We start from the raw sequence: 19,305 nt of genomic DNA, 5'->3' as shown, positions 1-19,305 counted from the left end.
TATGCGTCGCGTTGCCGATGTTTTCGTGTTTGATCGACTCACCGTGTTCCGCATCCTTGAAGTTGAAGCGTACTTTTTGGCGCTCGCGTTACGACACCCAGCCCAACTACAAACCTGATTTTGTAGTGAAGTCCAAGGCTGAACAACATCCACGCCTCAAAACCATGCTGGCTGATCCATGCTCTGTTTCCGAATTTCCCGTGGTAATGGGGTGCCTTGCCTAGTACGCTTTCGTATGATTCAGAACGGTATGTCGTCATCGCCAGCCGGTGCGTATCCTGCACATGTTCCATGCCATAGAAGGTGCTGTTGTGATATTTCTTTTGCTGCGCTTCGGTCCAGCCATCCGGCTTGGTGTGTTCGCGCAGGTAGTGATTGGCTGCGATCAGGAATCCGCCTGTACCAGCTGCCGGGTCTTGGATCACATCCTCAAGCGTGGGCTTCATTACCCTGACTATGCTGTCGATGAGTTCACGCGGCGTGAAGTATTGCCCAGCACCTGATTTCTTTTCGTTGGCGTTTTTTTCAAGCAAGCCTTCATAGAGATCCCCCAGGTCTTCGCGATGTACGCTGTACCAATTGAGCTTATCGATGTCAGTCACCAGCGTGGAAAGCGTAGCAGGCTTCTTTATGAAGGTACTGGAATTGGCATAAATCTCTTGCACTATTCCAACTCCGTAACGAGCATAGTCGCGAAGCAAATCCTCATAACTGCGTAACCGTTGCGGTGCTGCAGCATTGACTAAATCTGCCCACAGCACACCCTGTACAATTTTTAATTTGCCGTTTTTATCTGGACGCTTGAGTATCAGCTTGTTCTCTTCGCCTGTTTCTCGAGCCATTTTCAGGAACAGCAGATAGGTCAGTTCGGTGACGTACTGGTGATAGGTAACGCCGTCGTCCTTGAGGACATTACATAGATTCCAGAGTTTGCCGACGATTTCGTGTGTGGTCATATGATTCAGCTTCCGTGCGAGTTAGGCCGCATTGGCCTCGCCATCTTTCCAGATGAATTCGTTGAAGGTTTCCAGCACTCGCTGGAGTTGTCCGTTAAATATCTTGTCGAGCCGAGTAAAGCCACCTCCTTCACACTTGAAGATGAGGTTTGGATCATCGAGTGCGGAGTGATCCACCAGCAAATTGGCTTTAGTTTGTGCAGCGATTTTTTTCAGCCAATCGCGCTATGGTCCAGACCAGTTGTGCGATGACAGCAATTTTTGCAACGCATGATCGACCCGCAATTTGACCATTAACGTTGATTAATTCTTTGAACCGTCGAAAGCTAACACACAAGCGTGAATATTACGTTATACCGAAAGGCCTGATTGATTTAAATCTTGCCTATCTCACAAGTTCAAAACACACCTTTGTCTGAACGCTCACGTCAATCCTAGGCATAGATTCATCTAGAGGGACGGTTTCAACCAGAAGCCCTCGATATTCATCTTCCAGAAACAAGACGGTCCAAGATTGCGGGTGTAATGCAGCTATTAGTAGCAGGTAGCAAGAGTTATTATTGTTTCAGCTTAATAGTGTCATCGTTCGATTGACGCAAAGATGAAGGCTGAATGTCTAAAGTTGAGTAAAATGAGAAAGTTCAGGGAATTAAAATTGGAACAGATGTATCTCAGTTTGGACCACGACGAAAATTTTCCTGGTAATCAATAAGCTTTTTAACAAGCAAATGGGGATTATCCCTTTCATTTGGAGATAACCATGCAAGAACTACAACAAGCCTGGATCGCATTTAAACTCGGCGGGATGATTATCCTGCCATTGTCTTTACTGGGGATAATCGCTTTAGCCATTATGCTTGAGAAGGCATTTCTCTATTGGCGTTATGCACGACTTTCATATGATTTGCTAAACCTTGTTGAAACTTATGGTTTCGCATGGGAAGACTTGGAAAAGATACTTTCCGGGCTGAACGAGCGTCATTACTACAAGCGGTTCTTTGAGGTGGTGATCGCCAACCGACATCGACCTTCATGGTGGACTGAATCTCGTGCAGCTGATGAAGCTTTGGTGATTGAAACATCTCTCGCACGTCGGTTATGGGTGTTAGAAACGATCGTCACCGCGGCGCCTTTGCTGGGACTGATGGGAACAATTATTGGAATGATGCATGCCTTCCAGATAATTGGAGGCAGCGGCATCGTCAATCCTACAGGGGTGACCGGAGGCGTTGCTCAGGCACTTATTGCAACTGCTGTCGGCTTATTAATCGCGCTGATTGCCTTATTTGGATTTAATTATTTTTCTCGTCTGCAATCACAAACAATGGATGAAATGGAGCGCCTTGGTACACGCCTGATTGATCACATCCGTTTGGATCAGCAGGGATAGCGCCCATGAAACTGCGTAAATCCAGAACGTATCGCAAGGGGCGCATTGAGATCATTCCAATGATTGATGTGATGTTTTTCTTACTGGTGACATTCATGCTGTCTTCATTGTCGATGCAGAATCTTGATTCCCTGCAGGTGAATCTTCCCCAAGGAGAAGCCGAAAAGCTCCGTGCTGACGCACCGGTAACGTTGACCCTGACGGGTGATAGCAAAATCTTTATCAATCGTGTTCCCGTAACACTGGAAACCCTGGCCACCACGCTCAAGCCGCTGTTACACGCTTCACAACAAAGCGTGGTCGTATCAGCAGACAACGAAGCACCGCAAGGCATGGTAGTGCAGGCGATGTTGCAGGCTCGATCCGCCGGTGCCGAACATTTTTTGATTGCGGTAAAACATAAATGACGTGGTAAGCATGTCCGAATCAAGATCGAAGGAGATTCGATTCTGGTGGCCAATACCACTGGCGGCCCTCATTTGGCTGGTCCTCATTTGGGAATTTGGCTATTTCCTGAAATCTCCCAAGGAAGAGATTGTTTCTTTGCCGCCAATTGATGCACGCTTTGTAGAATTGCCCGACCCAAAACCCGAACAAGAATCCTCTACCCCAAAATCGAGTTCTCAGATTGAACCTCCTAAACCTGAGCCTAAACTTGAGCCTAAACCCAAACCTGAGCCCGAGCCGAAACATGAACCGCCACCTTCGCCTCAACCTCGGCCTATCGAACCAGAAATACCGATTAAACCTTTACCGGAAAAAACAGTCACAGAAACTGAGGTCCCATTAGCGATCCCCCCAGCTCCACATTCAGCGCCTCCCACCGATTTGGCAAGCTATATTAATGCCGCCAGAGCACGCCGTCAGGCAGCCGAGATTTCTGATGAACGAGAAAATACAGAAACCCTGTCTAACCCACGCCAGCTTTCAGCTGACGAAAAAAGGATGGCTAACATCAGGCGCAACCTGCAGCCAGAAGGTACGAGCGGTGTGTTTCAAATTATCAGTAGGGGGGTCAGGACCGCTCAATTTTCATTTCGAGGCTGGACAACAGACTATAACAATTCTCGGCGCGAGGTTATCGAAGTCGATGCCGGGTTAAATGGGGATGTAGAACGCGCAATTATTCGCAGAATGATCGAGCTGATTCGTAAACATTTCAAAGGAGATTTTAATTGGGAATCACACCGCCTCAACCGCGTTGTCGTCCTGTCAGCACGTATGGAAGATAATGAGGGGCTTGAAGATTTTTTGATGGTTGAGTTTTTTGGCCCTGGTTCAGGATTTCAAAGAAACCAGCTATTACGTTAAGGTCTCTTCATACGTTTAGTACGATTCCAGGATAGTCAAAATTCGAATATCACTAACTACATGAGAAGCTTGCCGGCAACTAATTTGTCACTATCACAAGGAGATGGCCATGAAAAGTATCCTCGGTGTTTACAACGCGCCCGGCTCGCATTGGGTCGGAGACGGCTTTCCCGTTCGTTCGATGTTTTCTTACCAGACCCATGGGAAGCAGCTAAGCCCATTTCTGCTGCTGGATTACGCCGGCCCGGCCGAGTTCAGCTCTGTAGACCATCCGCGTGGAGTAGATCCGCACCCACATCGTGGCTTCGAAACCGTCACCATCGTCTACAAGGGCGAGGTTGCGCACCGCGACTCCACAGGTCAAGGCGGTGTGATCGGCCCCGGAGACGTGCAGTGGATGACGGCTGGTGCCGGCATTCTGCACGAAGAATTTCATTCCGAGGCGTTCACTCGCTCCGGCGGCATGTTGGAAATGGTGCAATTGTGGGTGAACCTACCAGCCAAGGATAAAATGACCACGCCGGGTTACCAAGCCATCCTCAATCGCGACATCCCGGCTGTAGCTCTGCCTGACGGTGCTGGCACGGTGCGGGTAATTGCAGGTGACTACAAGGGGCATGTCGGCCCAGCACATACCTTCACGCCCATGAAAGTGTGGGATTTGCGTCTGAATCAGGGGGGGGTCTGTGAGCTGTCCGTGCCGGATGGCTGGAACTCGGCGCTTATCGTTTTGCGAGGCACGATATTGGTCAACGACAGCACCGTCGCACGCGAGGCGCAGCTGGTGCTACTGGATCGCGCAGGAAGCGCCGTGTCTATCGAAGCAAACAACGAAGCGGTGGTGCTGCTGCTTAGCGGCGAGCCAATTGACGAACCGATCGTCGGGCAGGGGCCGTTCGTGATGAACAGTCAAGAGGAGATTGTCCAGGCTATCACGGACTTCAACAGCGGGCGCTTCGCGCAGATTTCTCACTAGTTCGTGCCATGCTGGTCATCCCGACCGGCATGGCATTTCATTCTGACGGTGCGAATGCATTGTCCAACCTCAAGGAGAAGCACAACCCTCACGCTTGCCGGTGTCGTTCAAGCTGGTGCCGTACCAATCGACACCTATGCCACTCTGGCCGAAATCATGAGTACGTGGAATCGTCCCGATGCAATGGCGTTCGTGGCGAATGTCGGGGCACATCGTGCCCCTATCGGACGCTGATGGAAAGCTACAATAAGCCGCAGAGAGGGCAAAAAAAGTGGACAAGAAACCAAGTTGAATACTCTAGAGGCACCCAAGCGAAGCAATAATGCGTTTTGCAGGTCAAGCACAGTTTTTCAGTGCACACCTACTCAATTAACATACAACCACTCTCCGCTGCTTATTGCTATTGAGTGCAGATAATTACAGATGAATTATTTATGACTCGACGCACCTCTGACGTGCATTAAGTGGAGAGTTATTTGTAAGCTTCTCCATTCCGCTCTCTTCCCTCTAGTCGAGAGCAGTTTTAATTGGCAGCTGCTCCTGCGACAGCAGCTGGGGCGCTTATTCCTGTAATAACAAAGCTTTGCTTTGCCTGGCTCCACTGCAATGTTGCTATTCTGCCAGGAGATGGGAAATCAGAGATTATTGCTGTTTTAGAAATTCCACTAAGATACTCTTCCCCGCCTGATTGAACTGTATTGAATTGACGAGTTTCAAATACTCCCCCGTCCGCATATGCACTTATAGTATGACTTCCAGGGGAAAGAATATTGTAGTTGTACAAGAGGGAATAACCTGAGTCAGAGCGTCCGCAAATACCCGTTGTGTCATTTCGGCTAGTGCCGCTTCCGGCTTTCCCCACACTCAATCCGTCAATTACTATATCAATTCGCGTTGCCGTGCAATGCCAACCCGAAATTACACCAATTCCTGATTCGGTGCTGTCCACCACTGGATTTTCCAGCAATCCTTCTGCAAAAGACAGTGGAACTCCTGCTATTAATGTTGCAGCTAATATTAATTTATTCATGTGGCGTCCTTTAAATTGACATTAACTATTGATTTTTAACCGTCTGGTGCGATAAGTACAAAGCGATCGCGCTTATGGTTACCGCAAATACTAGAAGAATAAACAAACTGTATTGCTCATCATAAAAATGGCTTCACGACTTTTAAATCTTCGTCGTTTCCATCCTTATCATTAAGATCTTTAACCCATAGGACATGAGCAATATGCCTTCAGCCTCCTCTTAGTCCACTTTGGATATGAGATATTTCTTCAAAGAATCCCTGACCCCGGTAACTGCTGCGAAGCGTTCAGTTCCTCCGAATCAATAAAGGAGAGTTGGTCGGGATCAATGAGCCTGAATAATTGGATGTAATATTCCCGCCCTTAGAACGGGTAAGCGCGAGCTTCCCTTCAACAAAAAATAATTTTGTACTATTAGAAACAGTTATATGGTTATATGAATTGAATAAACCTAGACTTTTATTATCTCTCTGATTAAAGAGAGAGGTCTGTGCTGTAGCACACATATGGAGATTATCGTCGATTATTGCTAGAAGAATGGTTTGGTTTTCCCCAGGCATATTCTTTCGATTTCATGCAGTGCTGGATAAGTTCATGAAATGAAGATGACATGACATGATATTTGAAATAGCGCCTTGTCCCGAATATTTGCTTGATGCGCTAGCCGTTGCTCTTCTGGCTTCAAAATTACAAATCACCTCGTCTTTTTTCTTTGCGCTGTATATTTTTGCTCTTGAATGCCTAGGGCATGGTGACCCACAATCTTCTGAACGAACACAATTTGAAGGTTCCAGTTTCTACTGCAGCGTCGGACTCCATTTTTCCCGAAGGTCACTACAATAAAAAGTTCATGCACAACACACTTATATTTGCATTGCAATAAATGCTTTCAATCGTGTATTCTCACGAACAATTTGCTGTGCGGAGTTAGTTTAAGAATTTTCTAATAGGTGGTTATTTAGTCATGCTGGATAATTTTTAACTAATTATGTAAATAACTACATGTACTCTTTGTATATTATTATTCCTATAAAACCAAAACAAAATCCCGTGCAAGCATTGGACTATGCCGAATCCAATCAAATATTTTGCTGTTACTAAAAGATGCGAACTAAAAGTAATAAAGTTCTAACAAGTATCTGTAAAATAAGATTGCCACCTACCTTTAGGCTTTCTTAAATATTAAGCTGCGTTATAGCCTGAGTGTAAGTATTGAACCCATGATAATCAACTACTACCATGCCTGAATATATTGGGCCTAATGCCATGCCTAAAAAAATAATTCCAATTATAGATTATCGTCATTCTAAGACAGCTCCAGTCATCCCCGCCGTTATAGAAGAGCCAAATGGGCTTATCGGTGACGCGTTTGGACGCCCATTACAGGATTTGCGTATTTCACTCACAGATCGATGTAATTTCCGATGCGTATATTGCATGCCTATAGAATCATTCGGCAAAGATCATGTATTTATGCCACGGGCTTCAATGATGACTTTTGAAGAAATCACTCGTATCGCACAAATTTTCGTTAACCATGGCGTTCAGAAAATCCGTCTTACGGGTGGTGAGCCCCTATTACGCAAACACGTAGAAAATTTAATTGAGATGCTTGCCAAGCTGAAAACATACGATGGCAGTGACTTGGATCTGACACTGACTACTAATGGCGCGTTACTCGGAAAAAAAGCTCAATCCCTGAAAGATGCAGGATTAAATCGTGTTACGGTCTCTCTGGATTCACTGGATGATGCCACTTTCAAGCGCATGAACGGCGTTGATTTTCCGGTATCGGATGTTTTGCGCAGTCTAGATGTCGCCCATTCAGTAGGCCTCGGCCCAATTAAGGTAAACATGGTTGTCAAAAGTGGTATGAACGACCAGGAAATCGTACCTATGGCACGCTATTTCAAAGATTCCCCCTTCATACTGCGATTCATCGAATACATGGATGTAGGAACTTCTAACCATTGGGAAATGGGCGAAGTGATTCCCTCTGCCGAAGTAGTGAGACGAATTTCCGCCCACATGCCACTTGAAGAAATCGAACCAAACTACACTGGCGAGACTGCAGAGCGTTGGCGCTATCAGGATGGCGGGGGTGAAATCGGAGTGATCTCGAGCATCACTAAGACCTTTTGTCACGAATGCGTTCGTGCCAGGTTGTCCACCGAAGGCAAACTATATACCTGCCTCTTTGCAGAAAGTGGCCACGATTTGCGAGCACTAATGCAGAGCGGGAAAACAGATCAAGAAATCTCTACTGCCCTTGCACACCTATGGCGGTTGCGCGCGGATCGCTATTCAGAGTTACGGAGTGCAAACACAAAGAGCAAGACACAAACAGGCAAAAAGATTGAAATGTCTTATATCGGAGGATAGTTTACAAGTACGCATCTTCTGTCAGGTGCGTCAAAATCACTCATCCAGGCAGCACTACCCATATCAAGCGAAGCTGAAATCAGTCTGGTAATTATGCTGTGATCTTCAAAGTTTTATCCGGCTGCCAAATTTAGCAAAGGACACTTCATGGAATCCAAGTTTTCTTTCTTATCCACCCTTGAAACAATGGGTGATTATGATCCCGATTCAATGCCGGTAGAACAAGCACGCCAGCTTATCCAACAGTTTCTCGCGCCACTCGCGGAGAATGAATCGATCAACGTGAGCGATGCATTGCATCGCACGTTGGCAGCAGACATACTTTCCCCTATGAATGTGCCGCCGCACAACTACTCAGCAATGGATGGTTACGCTGTGCACAGTGACGACTTGGCAACTGCTCCTGGCAGACTCGCTATTATTGGCAGTGCCTATGCTGGACGCATGTTTGAGGGTCATGTTGCTGCAGGCGAATGTGTGCGCATTATGACTGGCGCCCTCATTCCTGAAGGCTGTGATAGCGTGGTAATGCAAGAGCACGTTCAGGTTGCAGGATCCTTTATTGAAATAGGGGAAGGGCATCTTCGTGGTCAGAACATTCGCTTGGTCGGGGAAGATATCACGCAGGGCGCTACGGTACTGGCTCGCGGACAGATCATTCGCCCTGCCGAGATGGGCCTGCTGGCTTCGCTTGGTTTGAGTGAAGTCAAAGTTTACCGCAAACTAAAAGTTGCGCTATTTTCAACCGGTGACGAATTGCAGCAACCAGGAACACCCTTGGCTCCTGGTCAAATTTATAACAGTAATCGATATTCCCTGCTAGGCATGTTGGGCGAGCTAGGAGTAGAAATTATCGACATGGGTACCATTCGTGACGACAAAGCCAGTCTCAAAGTCGCCTTGCTAGACGCTGCAGCGCGGGCTGATGTCATCATAACCAGCGGCGGAGTTTCAGTAGGTGAGGCTGACTATATCAAGCAACTGTTAGCGGAAATTGGCGAGGTTGTATTCTGGAAAATAGCCATGAAACCCGGCAAGCCACTTGCTTATGGCAAGATCGGGACTTGCCATTTTTTTGGATTACCAGGTAACCCAGTTGCAGTCATGGTAACTTTCCAGCAGTTCGTTCGCGACGCTTTACGGGTACTTATGGGGCAACAACCCAAACTAATCCTTGAGTTCCAGGCTACCTGCATCAGCCCTATCCGAAAAGCTCCCGGACGAACAGAGTTTCAACGCGGCATTCTCAGTCAAGATAAAAACGGCGGATGGATAGTACATACAACGGGCGCTCAATGCTCCGGAATTCTCAGTTCAATGAGCAAAGCCAATTGTTTTATTGTGTTACCTGTATCGCAGGGAAACATTGAAGCAGGTTCTGCTGTTCGAGTACAACCATTTTAACCAGACCAAAGCACGATCCGAGCATGTACACTAAGCCATTCTGCGGAAACTTTGTAGATGCAAATTATCTGTTACGGATATCTTTCTCATAACCAAGCTATTTAATATAGCGGAAATACTATCCCACTAAATTCTCGGGAATATTATAGAGCCTGTAAATTCCGCTAGAAATATTTGAAGCGCTTTAGCCTACAGAAGATAAATATGCAAAATGAACCTGATGAATCCATAATCATAGCAACAATGGACAACGATTTAGAGGGAATGAAGAACGCAATTAAACTTGGTGGGGATATAAACATTCAAGATTTTTTTGGAAAAACAGCGTTGCACTATGTGGAAAGTACAGAGGCGGCACAACTGCTAGTTGACAATGGAGCTGATCCAAACATTGTAGATTATAATAATCGTCCACCCATATTCGATGTTAACGATCCCGAACTTGCAATATTTTTACTCGATCACGGTGCCGACGCTAAATTTCAAGATAAAGATGGCTTAACCGCCTTGTATATATGGGTGGACTTCCCTAAAGTGACTAAACGTTTATTAGTTGCAGGGGCCAGCCCCAATGTCCAACTTGAAACAGGAAGTATGATTATTAAAAAAGGAAATACCGTTTTGCATAAGGTGGGAAATCTGGAATCTGCCCAGCTTTTAATTGAATATGGCGCGAATATCACAATTAAAAATATTGAAAGGGCAACCGCCGATCAAACAACAAAAGGCGAAATACAACGCTATCTTAAATCTGTGCGTGAACAAAATAGCTTGTTACCAATCGATGCCCAGCAAAAATTCAGTGAGCCTATACCGAATAATACTGACAGCCGACTAATTGGAGATACAACCGTTTATCACAGTAAGCCTTAATATTTAAATTAATTTTTTTCAATTAGCAGTTATAGCAATGGGTAACGCGCGCAGGGGTTACTCAAAAATAAACGCAAAACTCCTCCGCGCAGAATAGACATTCTGTCCGTCTAAGTTTCAACACATCTGATTTATCTTTACTCCGCCAACGCAACCGTCTTGATCATGGCATACACGACAAGTCCTTTGCGTAAGTCGAGTCGATCACGTGACCATGCAGTGATTTCAGCGAACAGATTTTGCCCTTCACTTAACCGTAAACCCAGCAGCACGTGCCCCTCACGAGCGGGGTCTATACGCTGCACGGTCACGGGCAATACGTTCAACAGACTCGTGTTCTCCGGTTTAGTGAGCGCGATTCCTATATCCTTGGCAAGAATACGCAAACGTTGCGACTTGCCAACGCTATCTGAATAAATAGGGGTGCTCAACCAAAAACAATCTTGGCCAACATAAAAAGACGTTAACCCATGCTCTTTCTGCCCCAGCTGACCTTTGATGACCGACACCACGCCGTCATCGTGAAACAGCGGGGAATCCGACCGAGATAAGGTGTGTTTGAGCGTTTCAACGCGGTCGATGCGTCCATCCCGCAAAAACACCACTCGGTCTGCAAGACGCTCTACTTCGGCGGGCGCATGGGTAACATAGACAATCGGCACATCCGCTTCTTCGACCAAGCGCTCGAAATAGGGAAGAATCTCCCGCTTGGTTTGAGTATCGAGCGCCGAAAGGGGCTCATCCATCAAGAGCAGGCGCGGACTGGTCAACAGCGCACGCCCCAAGGCAACACGCTGACGCTCCCCACCGGAAAGTTTATTAATATTACGTCCAATCAGGTTTTCGATGCCCAACATACGAACCACTTCATCCAGATGGAGTTTACGCTCCGCAATCGGGGTGCGCTTGTAACCGTAGAGGAGATTTTCACGTACAGATAGATGGGGTAATAAACTGGCTTCTTGAAAAACCATGGCGATCCGACGCCGATGGAGGGGTACCCAGCTGCGTCCATTCAGCCAAACTTCATGGCGAAAGCTCACGCGCGCGTCGCTCGGGCGCTCCAGACCGGCAATCAGTCGCAGCAATGTCGTCTTACCCGAGCCGGAACGTCCGAACAGAACGGTGACACCCTCCGCGGGCCAATCAACATCGACATCAAAAACAAAATTTGAACGGGTAATCCGGGCACGTACTGACACGGTCATGGTTTTACCATCTCAAAACCTCGATTAAACCGGTACACCACAAACAGTACGATAAACGCGAGGATCAATAGCATCAGACTCAGTCTTCCCGCAGCGGCATACTGCATCCCTTCAGTATAGCCATAGATGGTGGTTGATAATACGTGGGTCACGCCCGGAATATTGCCGCCCACCATCAGGACGACCCCGAACTCGCCCATGGTGTGAGCGAAAGTGAGGGTCAGGGCAACGATGAAGCCACTTTTAGTCATCGGTAAAATGACGCTAAAGAAACAATCTATCGGACCTGCGCCGAGTGAGGCAGCCTCCTCAATCGGGCGTCGCCCCAGATTAGTGAAGGCTTGCTGCAAGGGTTGTACGGCAAAGGGCATGGAATACAACACTGAGCCGATCAATATGCCCTCAAAAGTAAAGGCAAGATGATGGAGTCCCATGTTCTCTAACGTTCCGCCGATAAAACCGCGCGGGCCCAGCGTGATCAAGAGATAAAATCCCAGCACGGTGGGCGGTAACACCAGCGGCAAGGCAACCACCGCCTGCACGGCGGTTCGACTGGCAGAGCATCCGCTAGTTAACCACCACGCAATCGGCGTGGCAATCACCATCAAAATTAGGGTCGTATATAGACAAAGCCGTAGCGTAAGCCAGATTGCCGTCCAATCCTCTGCACTCAAACTCAAGCTTTGTCTTAAGTACTCCAACATCAGTACTCCAACATCCATTTTTCAACCTGTTATTTTTTAGGCACCACAAAGCCATAGCTTTCCATGATTTTGCGCGCTTCGGGCGTCTGGAAGTAAGCCGCAAATCGCCGTGCAAGTGAGCTGTCTTTGGCTCGCTTCGTGATAACGAAGGATTGTGCCAACGGTTCATGAAGCATGAAAATAGACCAAGGTATATAACGATAGTTAAAAAAATTCACGATAGCGGTTATTTTCATTAGTCTATACCAACAATAATGTGAGACGCCTTAATCAAGGCGCACGCACGGCTACCAACAGCAAGCTCAAGCATTTTGTGCGACTCATTGGTGATAATCGCAGCCAGCGTAATACCCTTACCCAGATCAAGCAGCACCTCGGTATTTATCGAACCTTCCTCAATGTGGCTGACCACTCCACACAAACGGTTACGCGCTGATGTTTTGATCTTTTCGTCCGCCGGAGTCAGCACTATCCATGACGCCTTAATCAAAGCATACACGACCTTGCCCGGCACAAGATCCAGTGAGCGTACACTCTCCCCAGTAACAATGGCGTACAGGGCTTCACCACTGGCAAGTCTCAGTGTCACCTCCGCATTTACTACACTCTTTTGAACGCTTTCAACAATTCCCATGAAAGCATTACGTGCACTCGTTTTTACTTCTATCCTTTTCAGAAGCTGAAAACTATTACCCAGAGTTCCATCTTCATCAAGCGCCGCGAAAAATTGGGTTTGCAAAGCAGCAATGCGCCCCATTTCATCTACCAAACGCTGCCCCACCTCAGTTAGCTCTGCCCTGCCACCACCACGACCTCCTTGCCGAGCTACCACGAGAGGTACACCAGCAAGATTATTCATGGCTTCAACTGCTTCCCAAGCACCCTTGTAGGTCATCCCGACTGTCTTTGCGGCGCCATTGATCGAGTTTGCCTGACCAATCGCAGCCAGTAATTCAAGTCTTCGTGCGGAAACCCTGCCACCGTCAAAGTCGAGCGACAAGGGGGCGCTAAAACTACCAATTTGTTGTTTAGGTGGCATAGTCATTAAAATAATGCTACTAAATTACAGGCTGTAAAAAACTTCATTTATAAAATAACACAATATATTGATTAACAAGTACTACTCGACACGATCAATAGCTAATTTAGCCCCTTATTCAATGAAGAACCACAAAAGGTTTGAATCCCAAGCGCGGTTGCAATCTTTCTGCGATAGCGCGTGCCTCATCCTGTGTAGAATAGGGGCCAATGTGCACGCGCACCATATCATCATCCTTCTGATACAACTCGACGCGTTTGCCACCGCCCTCAAATTCAATATTCATACGTCCGAGAAAACTCTCTGCACCCTGCTGTGACCGGAAGGCACCCAATTGCAAATACACATTACCCATCGCTGCCGGTTCGCTTGAAACAGACATTGCAGTTGTTGGCTTCAAGGGGGTAACAACTACCGAATCCGTTATCTCTATAGGCTGGACATTGCTGTCTGCTGCCAAGCTTTCTACCTCCACCACTACTTCGGCACTGCCATTATCTACAATACCAAGCTTATAAGCGGCGACATATGAAAGATCAATGATGCGCTCACGCAGAAATGGACCTCGGTCATTTATACGCACCACTACCGACTTTTTGTTGCTGAGGTTAGTTACACGCGCATAACTGGGTACAGGTAATGTAGGATGAGCGGCAGTCATACCATACATGTCATATATTTCGCCACTCGCAGTGCGCTTACCGTGGAATTTTTTACCATACCAGGAAGCAATACCTCGCTCTTTAAATCTACCAGGCGTAGTTAAAGGCGTGTATGTCTTTCCTAAAGCGGTATATTGGCTGTTAGCAAAACGGTGCAACGGCTCAACACGCGGCACTGCATTCGGGATGGTATCTAGATTAGCGGGCACATCGGCACCAGGACTGTCACCTTCCAAATAACCGCCACGCTTGGGTTGGGCTGGGGTAGCTTGTGCTTCGATTACAGGAGCGGGTGTACTGCGCATTTCTTCCTTGCGTGGCGGTACGCTGCCACACGCGGTGAGGATGATTGCTGCAAAAAGTATCAATCCAGTTTGTTTATTCACTTGCAAACCCCCTATTTATAATTCCATTATTAAACACATCCCTATTTGATGCAGGAGAGAGTTGAATATAAGTATAGCGTAATCCATCCAAATCTATTCAACCTCAGGTTGAGGTCAGCTGTAAAAAATGGAGCCGAAATTGCGAAAACGATTACCGGAGGCTACTGAAGCAATTCAGCATGACGACATCCATAAATCGCAAAGGGGATTGGTGGGACACACCAATGAGAAGTATCTGGGGTATGCTCAAAAATGAGCGGGTTCATCATCGGCGCTACCGCACCCGAAAGCAAGCAATGCAAAAGATTACTAAGCGCATCGAATTTTTTAACCGGCAACGGAAACAGGCCCGTCTTGGCTAGTAGTTATCACCTGCTGCTTTCACGCAGCGGTATTATGAAAACCAGCTTGCGGCTTAACCTGTTGGACGCCACTATTGCCAACCGACCTCATCAAGTTTGCACCAGCTTTTTATGGGTATGAATACTCATAAGCATGCCAAAACCAAGCAGTAATGTGACCATAGACGTGCCACCGTAGCTAATGAGCGGTAACGGTACACCCACAACTGGCAGAATGCCACTCACCATACCCATGTTGACGAAGGCATAGGTGAAAAAAGTGAGTGTAATACTCCCGGCCATCAGGCGTGTGAAGTAAGTTGAAGCATTGGCCGTAATAACGAAACCACGCGCAATAACGAATAAGTACAAGCTTACAAGTACAATATTACCGAGCAAGCCGAATTCTTCCGAATACACCGCAAAAATGAAGTCGGTGGTGCGCTCCGGCAGAAAATCAAGATGAGCCTGAGTGCCATTGAGATACCCCTTGCCAAATATCCCACCGGAACCCACCGCAATGATGGCCTGGATAGTGTGGTAGCCCCTGCCAAGTGCATCCTGGGCCGGATCAAGCAACATCATAATACGGTGGCGCTGATAGTCGTGTAGCGTGGACCACGCAAATGGCGTACTTGCCATTATTATGACCAAGAAGGTCAGCATGATTCGCCAGGATATACCGGCAAGGAATAGTACATAAAATCCGCTAGCGGCGATCAGAATGGCCGTACCCAAATCTGGCTGGCGCGCAATTAACGCCACCGGCAGCAGCAACAGCAAGGTTGCGACAAAATAATTTTTTAAAGTCAACATGGCTTCGTGCTTCTCAAAATACCAAGCCATCATCAACGGCACCGCTATCCTCATCAGCTCAGAAGGCTGAATGGTCGTCACCCCAATGTTTAACCAGCGCCGAGCACCGTTCGTGATTTCGCCGAAAAATGCCACGGCAATCAACAACACCATCCCTAGCAGATAGGCTGGCACGGCAGCCCGCATCAGATAATGAAGCGGCATATTGGCCACTATCCATAGTGCGGCGCACGCCACCAGTATATTTGTCATCTGCGCCAACACACGGAACCAATTACCGCCACTGGCGCTATATATCACCACCAAGCTAACCAGCAGAAGTAATCCAAGCAGAGTCAGCAGAACGGGATCAAGATGCGCGACGAAACGTTGCCATAGGCGCCGCTTAATCATGTTCCACCCCTTCGGCCTCATCCACGGTAAGCAAGGGATGAGGCACCTTACCAAGCAGGAAATAGTCCAACACCTTACGCGCAATCGGCGCAGCGGTAGAGCTACCGTGCCCTCCGTTCTCAACAAGCACTGCTAGCGCGATCTTTGGCTGATCGGAAGGTGCAAAGGCCATGAACCAAGCGTGGTCGCGATGCCGTTCCTGAATTTTACTCTCGATGTACTTCTCGCCCTGTTTAATGCCTATTACCTGCGCCGTGCCGGTTTTGCCGGCGAAAGCATACGACGCACCCGCACCCGCCTTCGCGGCAGTGCCTCCGGGCTGCGTCACCGCCACCATAGCGCTTTTTACCAGCGCGAGATGCTCCGAATTGAGGTTAAGATTAGATTCCAGATTCGTCCCCAATGTACGTTTTTCGCTAGTGCGCGAACTTTGCACCTCCTTCAGCAGATGCGGACGGTAAGCTACTCCATCATTGGCCAGAATCGCAGTAGCATAAGCCAATTGCAACGGCGTAACCAAATTGTAGCCCTGACCGATACCAACCGAAACCGTGTCGCCGGCATACCATTTTTGTTTGTGACGTTTCTGCTTCCACTCCTGTGACGGCATCAAACCGGAAACCTCACCTTCCATATCAATACCGGTTTTCTTACCGAATCCAAACTCCGAAAAAAAGCTATATATGTTGTCTATGCCCAATTCGGTGGCCAGCCCATAATAATAAGTATCGCAAGACACCACGATGGATTTAAACAAGTCTACGCTGCCATGCCCATCCTTTTTCCAATCTCGGTATCGATGACGACTGCCGGGCAGGCTGAAGTAACCTGGGTCACTAATAGTGTGGCCAGGTGTGCGCTTGTTATAATGCAGCCCAGCTAATGCCATGAACGGCTTGATGGTGGAGCCCGGTGAATATTGCCCACGCAATGCGCGGTTATTGAGTGGCACATCAGGCGAGTTGTTCAACTCATTCCAACTCTGTTCATCGATACCATCAATGAACAGGTTTGGATCGTAGCCCGGCTTGCTGACAAAGGCCAATACCTCCCCATTTCTTGGATCTATAGCCACTAATGCACCCCGATAATTGCCAAACGCCTGCTCGGCAATTCCCTGCAATTTAGCATCTATCGTTAGCATTAAATTGTTGCCCGATACGGGTGACGTACGCGACAACACTCGCACCTCGCGCCCACCCGCATCCACTTCCACCTGCTGGAAACCGGTTTTACCATGCAATTCGCCTTCATAACTCTGCTCGATGCCAGTCTTACCGATGTAATCGGAACCACGATAATTAGCCGCTATTTCATCCTCCTCCAGCTGCGCAATTTCGCTCTCATTAATACGACCGATGTAACCGAGCAGGTGAGAAATTTGCTCGTGGTACGGATATTCACGGAACAAGCGCGCCTTAATTTCCACGCCGGGAAAACGATAGCGCTGCGTAGAGAAGCGCGCCACCTCATCATCTGTTAAACGGTTGCGTATTGGCAGGCTCTCGAATTTACGGTTATCGGCCAGCAGTCGCTTAAAGCGTTTGCGATCTCCGGGCTGAATATCAATTAGCTTTGCAAGTTCATCAATTGTCGTCTTCAGATCGACCACCTTGCTTAAGGTTATCTCTAAAGTATAAGCAGAATAATTATGTGCCAGAACAACGCCGTTGCGATCGAGTATCAGGCCGCGACTGGGCGCAATGGGCACGATGGAAATGCGATTATTCTCAGCCAAAGTTTGATAGTGGCTCTGTTGTATCGCCTGCAAATAAACAAAACGTGCCAGCAGTATCAACAGTAGAAGTAACACAAACCCTAAACTTAGCGCCAGACGTAGCCGAAAATAATGGATTTCTCGTTGAGTGTCTTTAAACTCGATGTGACGCTTCATAACTGATCAGTTGCAGCACGGGGACGACGCAAGGCCTGCAACAATATGGTCACGGGTGCCCAAAGCAAAGCTGAAACGACACTGCCAATGAAGTATTCCCATGAAATACTGCCGCGTAACTGCCAATGCACCGCGGCATACACCGTATATGCAAGTAATAACAGCGGAAAAATTTGCAAGGTCTGCTGGTGCAAATTAAACATCAACACCCGACGATGCAACACGATTCCACTGAAAGCTAATACCGAGTATGCCAATGCATGCTGCCCGAAGAGACTTGCATCTGCCACATCGGCAAGTATGCCTACCGTCCACGCAATGCTAATACCAACATGGTAGGGTTTGTGCGTGCACCAATAGAGCAATACCAGCGCGACAAAATCTGGACGAAACGCCAGCCACATACCTTGCCATGGCAACCAATCTAGCAACAGCGCAACAAGTAGGCTAGCTGCGATAAAAATACGGCTGACGGGCAACTGGAATTCCTGGTCTTTCAGAATACGGTCTCTCACCGCCCCCCCCGTTTGCCATTTTTGGACTTGTCGGTCGCGGTTTCCACAACCACCTCCGGACGCTCCGGTAACTTCAGTAGCGCGGACAAAATCAACAGTTGGCGCCGCTTATCCACCCCCGCAATCGGGGTACATAAAATGCGAGCAAAAGGATAGGCAGGGTCGCGCTCAACATGGATTACCTTGGCCACCGGCAGACCGGGCGGATAAGTGCCATCAATACCGGAAGTTACCAATACATCGCCATTCTGAATATCCGAACTGATGGGCATATAACGCAGCGCCAGCTCACCGGTGTCACCAGAGCCAAACACCACTGCGCGCAAGCCATTACGGAGCACCTGCACCGGCACCGCGTGATCCTTATCAGTAATTAACGTGACCTCGCTCATCCAAGGGTAAACGCGTGTAACCTGGCCAACGATACCACTATCATCCATCACTATCTGTCCGGCTAGCACATTTGCCTGCGTACCTTTGTCCAATAATATTTTGCGATTAAAAATGTCTCGTTCGACATACATAATTTCCGCTAGCTGCATTGGATAATCGGCGCGTTGCTGCACCATAAGAAGGTTACGCAAGTGGTGATTCTCCGCCTTCAGTACCTGCAGCTGTAGCAACTGCGCAATATCTAAAGTATGCTGATTACGTAATTCAGCGTTGTCGCGAATCAAGCTGTTATGCGAGACAAAAAAATCATCAACCTCATGCCATAGCTTACTGGGTGCCGTGACTAACCGTTGCAGAGGGTACAGCAAGACTGAAAGACCGCTACGTATGGATTCCAGATATCGATAGCGTACATCCACAAACAATAGCAGCAATGAAAGCAGCGCGAAAAATACCAGCCGGACGGCAGGAGAGGGGCCTCGATTGAAGAAGCGAAGGGGCTGGCTTTGTTCCATTAGGGCGTTTCAACAGCCATTTCTGCTTACAGTTCTCAGTTACAACACCATCGCTACTCTCTTCCGTTTACGGAAGTAAAGTCGGAAGAGGAGAAAATTACCGGACTGCATTAATTT

General features: G+C 47.8%; 20 protein-coding genes and 1 pseudogene. 9 read left to right on the top strand and 12 right to left on the bottom strand.

Annotated features, from left to right (window positions below; translation table 11 throughout):
- Positions 1 to 38: 38 nt before the first annotated feature.
- A complete protein-coding gene (locus tag MKZ32_RS01645; protein ID WP_239795678.1) occupies positions 39 to 956 on the bottom strand; it encodes a class I SAM-dependent DNA methyltransferase in 918 nt (305 codons plus the stop codon).
- A gap of 21 nt (positions 957 to 977) precedes the next feature.
- The gene (locus tag MKZ32_RS01640; protein WP_275584308.1) at positions 978 to 1,172 is read right to left on the bottom strand and encodes a hypothetical protein; all 195 of its coding nucleotides are present in this window, start codon (positions 1,170 to 1,172) and stop codon (positions 978 to 980) included.
- 544 nt (positions 1,173 to 1,716) lie between these two features.
- Here MKZ32_RS01640 and MKZ32_RS01635 point away from each other — a divergent pair.
- The 5 genes from MKZ32_RS01635 (at position 1,717) to MKZ32_RS01615 (ending at position 4,867) form a co-directional block, all read left to right on the top strand.
- Positions 1,717 to 2,346: a MotA/TolQ/ExbB proton channel family protein gene (locus MKZ32_RS01635; RefSeq protein ID WP_239795676.1), complete on the top strand. Its 630-nt coding sequence runs from the start codon at positions 1,717 to 1,719 to the stop codon at positions 2,344 to 2,346.
- Positions 2,347 to 2,351: 5 nt separating this feature from the next.
- Entirely contained in the window at positions 2,352 to 2,753 is a 402-nt protein-coding gene (locus tag MKZ32_RS01630; protein ID WP_239795675.1) for an ExbD/TolR family protein, read from the top strand.
- Between the two features lie 136 nt (positions 2,754 to 2,889).
- Complete coding sequence (locus tag MKZ32_RS01625; protein WP_239795674.1) at positions 2,890 to 3,657, top strand: hypothetical protein; 768 nt, start codon at positions 2,890 to 2,892, stop codon at positions 3,655 to 3,657.
- A gap of 109 nt (positions 3,658 to 3,766) precedes the next feature.
- The gene (locus MKZ32_RS01620) at positions 3,767 to 4,633 is read left to right on the top strand and encodes a pirin family protein (RefSeq protein WP_239795673.1); all 867 of its coding nucleotides are present in this window, start codon (positions 3,767 to 3,769) and stop codon (positions 4,631 to 4,633) included.
- A gap of 54 nt (positions 4,634 to 4,687) precedes the next feature.
- A complete protein-coding gene (locus MKZ32_RS01615) occupies positions 4,688 to 4,867 on the top strand; it encodes a hypothetical protein (RefSeq protein ID WP_239795672.1) in 180 nt (59 codons plus the stop codon).
- 289 nt (positions 4,868 to 5,156) lie between these two features.
- Here the strand turns inward: MKZ32_RS01615 and MKZ32_RS01610 are convergent, their stop codons facing one another.
- The gene (locus MKZ32_RS01610) at positions 5,157 to 5,663 is read right to left on the bottom strand and encodes a hypothetical protein (RefSeq protein WP_239795671.1); all 507 of its coding nucleotides are present in this window, start codon (positions 5,661 to 5,663) and stop codon (positions 5,157 to 5,159) included.
- Between the two features lie 1,239 nt (positions 5,664 to 6,902).
- Between MKZ32_RS01610 and moaA the strand changes: the two genes are divergently transcribed.
- From moaA to MKZ32_RS01595, 3 genes are all read left to right on the top strand, one after another.
- Positions 6,903 to 8,045: a GTP 3',8-cyclase MoaA gene (moaA, locus tag MKZ32_RS01605; protein WP_320412254.1), complete on the top strand. Its 1,143-nt coding sequence runs from the start codon at positions 6,903 to 6,905 to the stop codon at positions 8,043 to 8,045.
- Positions 8,046 to 8,192: 147 nt separating this feature from the next.
- Positions 8,193 to 9,449 carry a molybdopterin molybdotransferase MoeA gene (gene moeA / locus MKZ32_RS01600; protein WP_239795669.1) on the top strand — a complete coding sequence of 419 codons (1,257 nt, stop codon included), beginning with the start codon at positions 8,193 to 8,195 and terminating at the stop codon, positions 9,447 to 9,449.
- Positions 9,450 to 9,653: 204 nt separating this feature from the next.
- Entirely contained in the window at positions 9,654 to 10,322 is a 669-nt protein-coding gene (locus MKZ32_RS01595) for an ankyrin repeat domain-containing protein (protein WP_239795668.1), read from the top strand.
- Positions 10,323 to 10,459: 137 nt separating this feature from the next.
- Here MKZ32_RS01595 and modC read toward each other — a convergent pair whose 3' ends face one another.
- The 5 genes from modC to MKZ32_RS01570 all read right to left on the bottom strand — a co-directional run bounded on the left by modC (position 10,460) and on the right by MKZ32_RS01570 (position 14,321).
- The gene (gene modC, locus MKZ32_RS01590) at positions 10,460 to 11,530 is read right to left on the bottom strand and encodes a molybdenum ABC transporter ATP-binding protein (RefSeq protein WP_239795667.1); all 1,071 of its coding nucleotides are present in this window, start codon (positions 11,528 to 11,530) and stop codon (positions 10,460 to 10,462) included.
- The gene (modB, locus tag MKZ32_RS01585) at positions 11,527 to 12,234 is read right to left on the bottom strand and encodes a molybdate ABC transporter permease subunit (RefSeq protein ID WP_239795666.1); all 708 of its coding nucleotides are present in this window, start codon (positions 12,232 to 12,234) and stop codon (positions 11,527 to 11,529) included. Before modB ends, modC begins: the two co-directional genes overlap by 4 nt.
- A 29-nt stretch (positions 12,235 to 12,263) precedes the next feature.
- A complete protein-coding gene (locus tag MKZ32_RS01580; RefSeq protein WP_239795665.1) occupies positions 12,264 to 12,470 on the bottom strand; it encodes a substrate-binding domain-containing protein in 207 nt (68 codons plus the stop codon).
- Complete coding sequence (locus tag MKZ32_RS01575; protein WP_239795664.1) at positions 12,470 to 13,279, bottom strand: TOBE domain-containing protein; 810 nt, start codon at positions 13,277 to 13,279, stop codon at positions 12,470 to 12,472. The genes MKZ32_RS01580 and MKZ32_RS01575 overlap by 1 nt, the downstream gene beginning before the upstream one ends.
- 112 nt (positions 13,280 to 13,391) lie before the next feature.
- Positions 13,392 to 14,321, bottom strand: a complete 930-nt coding sequence (locus MKZ32_RS01570; RefSeq protein ID WP_239795663.1) for a septal ring lytic transglycosylase RlpA family protein — start codon at positions 14,319 to 14,321, stop codon at positions 13,392 to 13,394.
- 131 nt (positions 14,322 to 14,452) lie between these two features.
- On the opposite strand from MKZ32_RS01570, the pseudogene MKZ32_RS15595 reads away from it, so the two are divergent.
- Positions 14,453 to 14,683 (top strand): annotated as a pseudogene (locus MKZ32_RS15595) (IS3 family transposase); the annotation flags it as partial.
- Positions 14,684 to 14,773: 90 nt separating this feature from the next.
- On the opposite strand, the gene rodA reads toward MKZ32_RS15595, so the two are convergent.
- Genes rodA through mreC form a run of 4 tightly spaced genes read right to left on the bottom strand, consistent with a single transcriptional unit; the run spans position 14,774 to position 19,188 of the window.
- Positions 14,774 to 15,871: a rod shape-determining protein RodA gene (rodA, locus tag MKZ32_RS01565; protein ID WP_239795662.1), complete on the bottom strand. Its 1,098-nt coding sequence runs from the start codon at positions 15,869 to 15,871 to the stop codon at positions 14,774 to 14,776.
- Positions 15,864 to 17,765, bottom strand: a complete 1,902-nt coding sequence (gene mrdA / locus MKZ32_RS01560; RefSeq protein WP_239795661.1) for a penicillin-binding protein 2 — start codon at positions 17,763 to 17,765, stop codon at positions 15,864 to 15,866. Before mrdA ends, rodA begins: the two co-directional genes overlap by 8 nt.
- Positions 17,762 to 18,280, bottom strand: coding sequence for a rod shape-determining protein MreD (gene mreD, locus MKZ32_RS01555; RefSeq protein ID WP_239795660.1), 519 nt, complete (start codon positions 18,278 to 18,280; stop codon positions 17,762 to 17,764). The genes mrdA and mreD overlap by 4 nt, the downstream gene beginning before the upstream one ends.
- Positions 18,277 to 19,188, bottom strand: coding sequence for a rod shape-determining protein MreC (gene mreC, locus MKZ32_RS01550; protein ID WP_239795659.1), 912 nt, complete (start codon positions 19,186 to 19,188; stop codon positions 18,277 to 18,279). Before mreC ends, mreD begins: the two co-directional genes overlap by 4 nt.
- Positions 19,189 to 19,305: the final 117 nt, after the last annotated feature.

This window comes from Candidatus Nitrotoga arctica, assembly GCF_918378365.1.
In the GTDB taxonomy this organism is placed as follows: domain Bacteria; phylum Pseudomonadota; class Gammaproteobacteria; order Burkholderiales; family Gallionellaceae; genus Nitrotoga; species Nitrotoga arctica.
This window is presented reverse-complemented; position numbering and strand designations above follow the sequence as displayed.

Excerpts from the sequence above, each read along its gene's own strand:
- mrdA (WP_239795661.1), bottom strand. The coding sequence starts at position 17,765 with ATGAAGCGTCACATCGAGTTTAAAGACACTCAACGAGAAATCCATTAT.
- MKZ32_RS01575 (WP_239795664.1), bottom strand. The coding sequence starts at position 13,279 with ATGACTATGCCACCTAAACAACAAATTGGTAGTTTTAGCGCCCCCTTG.
- moaA (WP_320412254.1), top strand. The coding sequence starts at position 6,903 with ATGCCTGAATATATTGGGCCTAATGCCATGCCTAAAAAAATAATTCCA.
- MKZ32_RS01645 (WP_239795678.1), bottom strand. The coding sequence starts at position 956 with ATGACCACACACGAAATCGTCGGCAAACTCTGGAATCTATGTAATGTC.
- MKZ32_RS01610 (WP_239795671.1), bottom strand. The coding sequence starts at position 5,663 with ATGAATAAATTAATATTAGCTGCAACATTAATAGCAGGAGTTCCACTG.
- MKZ32_RS01620 (WP_239795673.1), top strand. The coding sequence starts at position 3,767 with ATGAAAAGTATCCTCGGTGTTTACAACGCGCCCGGCTCGCATTGGGTC.
- modB (WP_239795666.1), bottom strand. The coding sequence starts at position 12,234 with ATGTTGGAGTACTTAAGACAAAGCTTGAGTTTGAGTGCAGAGGATTGG.
- rodA (WP_239795662.1), bottom strand. The coding sequence starts at position 15,871 with ATGATTAAGCGGCGCCTATGGCAACGTTTCGTCGCGCATCTTGATCCC.
- MKZ32_RS01630 (WP_239795675.1), top strand. The coding sequence starts at position 2,352 with ATGAAACTGCGTAAATCCAGAACGTATCGCAAGGGGCGCATTGAGATC.
- mreC (WP_239795659.1), bottom strand. The coding sequence starts at position 19,188 with ATGGAACAAAGCCAGCCCCTTCGCTTCTTCAATCGAGGCCCCTCTCCT.
- moeA (WP_239795669.1), top strand. The coding sequence starts at position 8,193 with ATGGAATCCAAGTTTTCTTTCTTATCCACCCTTGAAACAATGGGTGAT.
- modC (WP_239795667.1), bottom strand. The coding sequence starts at position 11,530 with ATGACCGTGTCAGTACGTGCCCGGATTACCCGTTCAAATTTTGTTTTT.
- MKZ32_RS01580 (WP_239795665.1), bottom strand. The coding sequence starts at position 12,470 with ATGAAAATAACCGCTATCGTGAATTTTTTTAACTATCGTTATATACCT.
- MKZ32_RS01635 (WP_239795676.1), top strand. The coding sequence starts at position 1,717 with ATGCAAGAACTACAACAAGCCTGGATCGCATTTAAACTCGGCGGGATG.
- MKZ32_RS01615 (WP_239795672.1), top strand. The coding sequence starts at position 4,688 with ATGCATTGTCCAACCTCAAGGAGAAGCACAACCCTCACGCTTGCCGGT.
- MKZ32_RS01595 (WP_239795668.1), top strand. The coding sequence starts at position 9,654 with ATGCAAAATGAACCTGATGAATCCATAATCATAGCAACAATGGACAAC.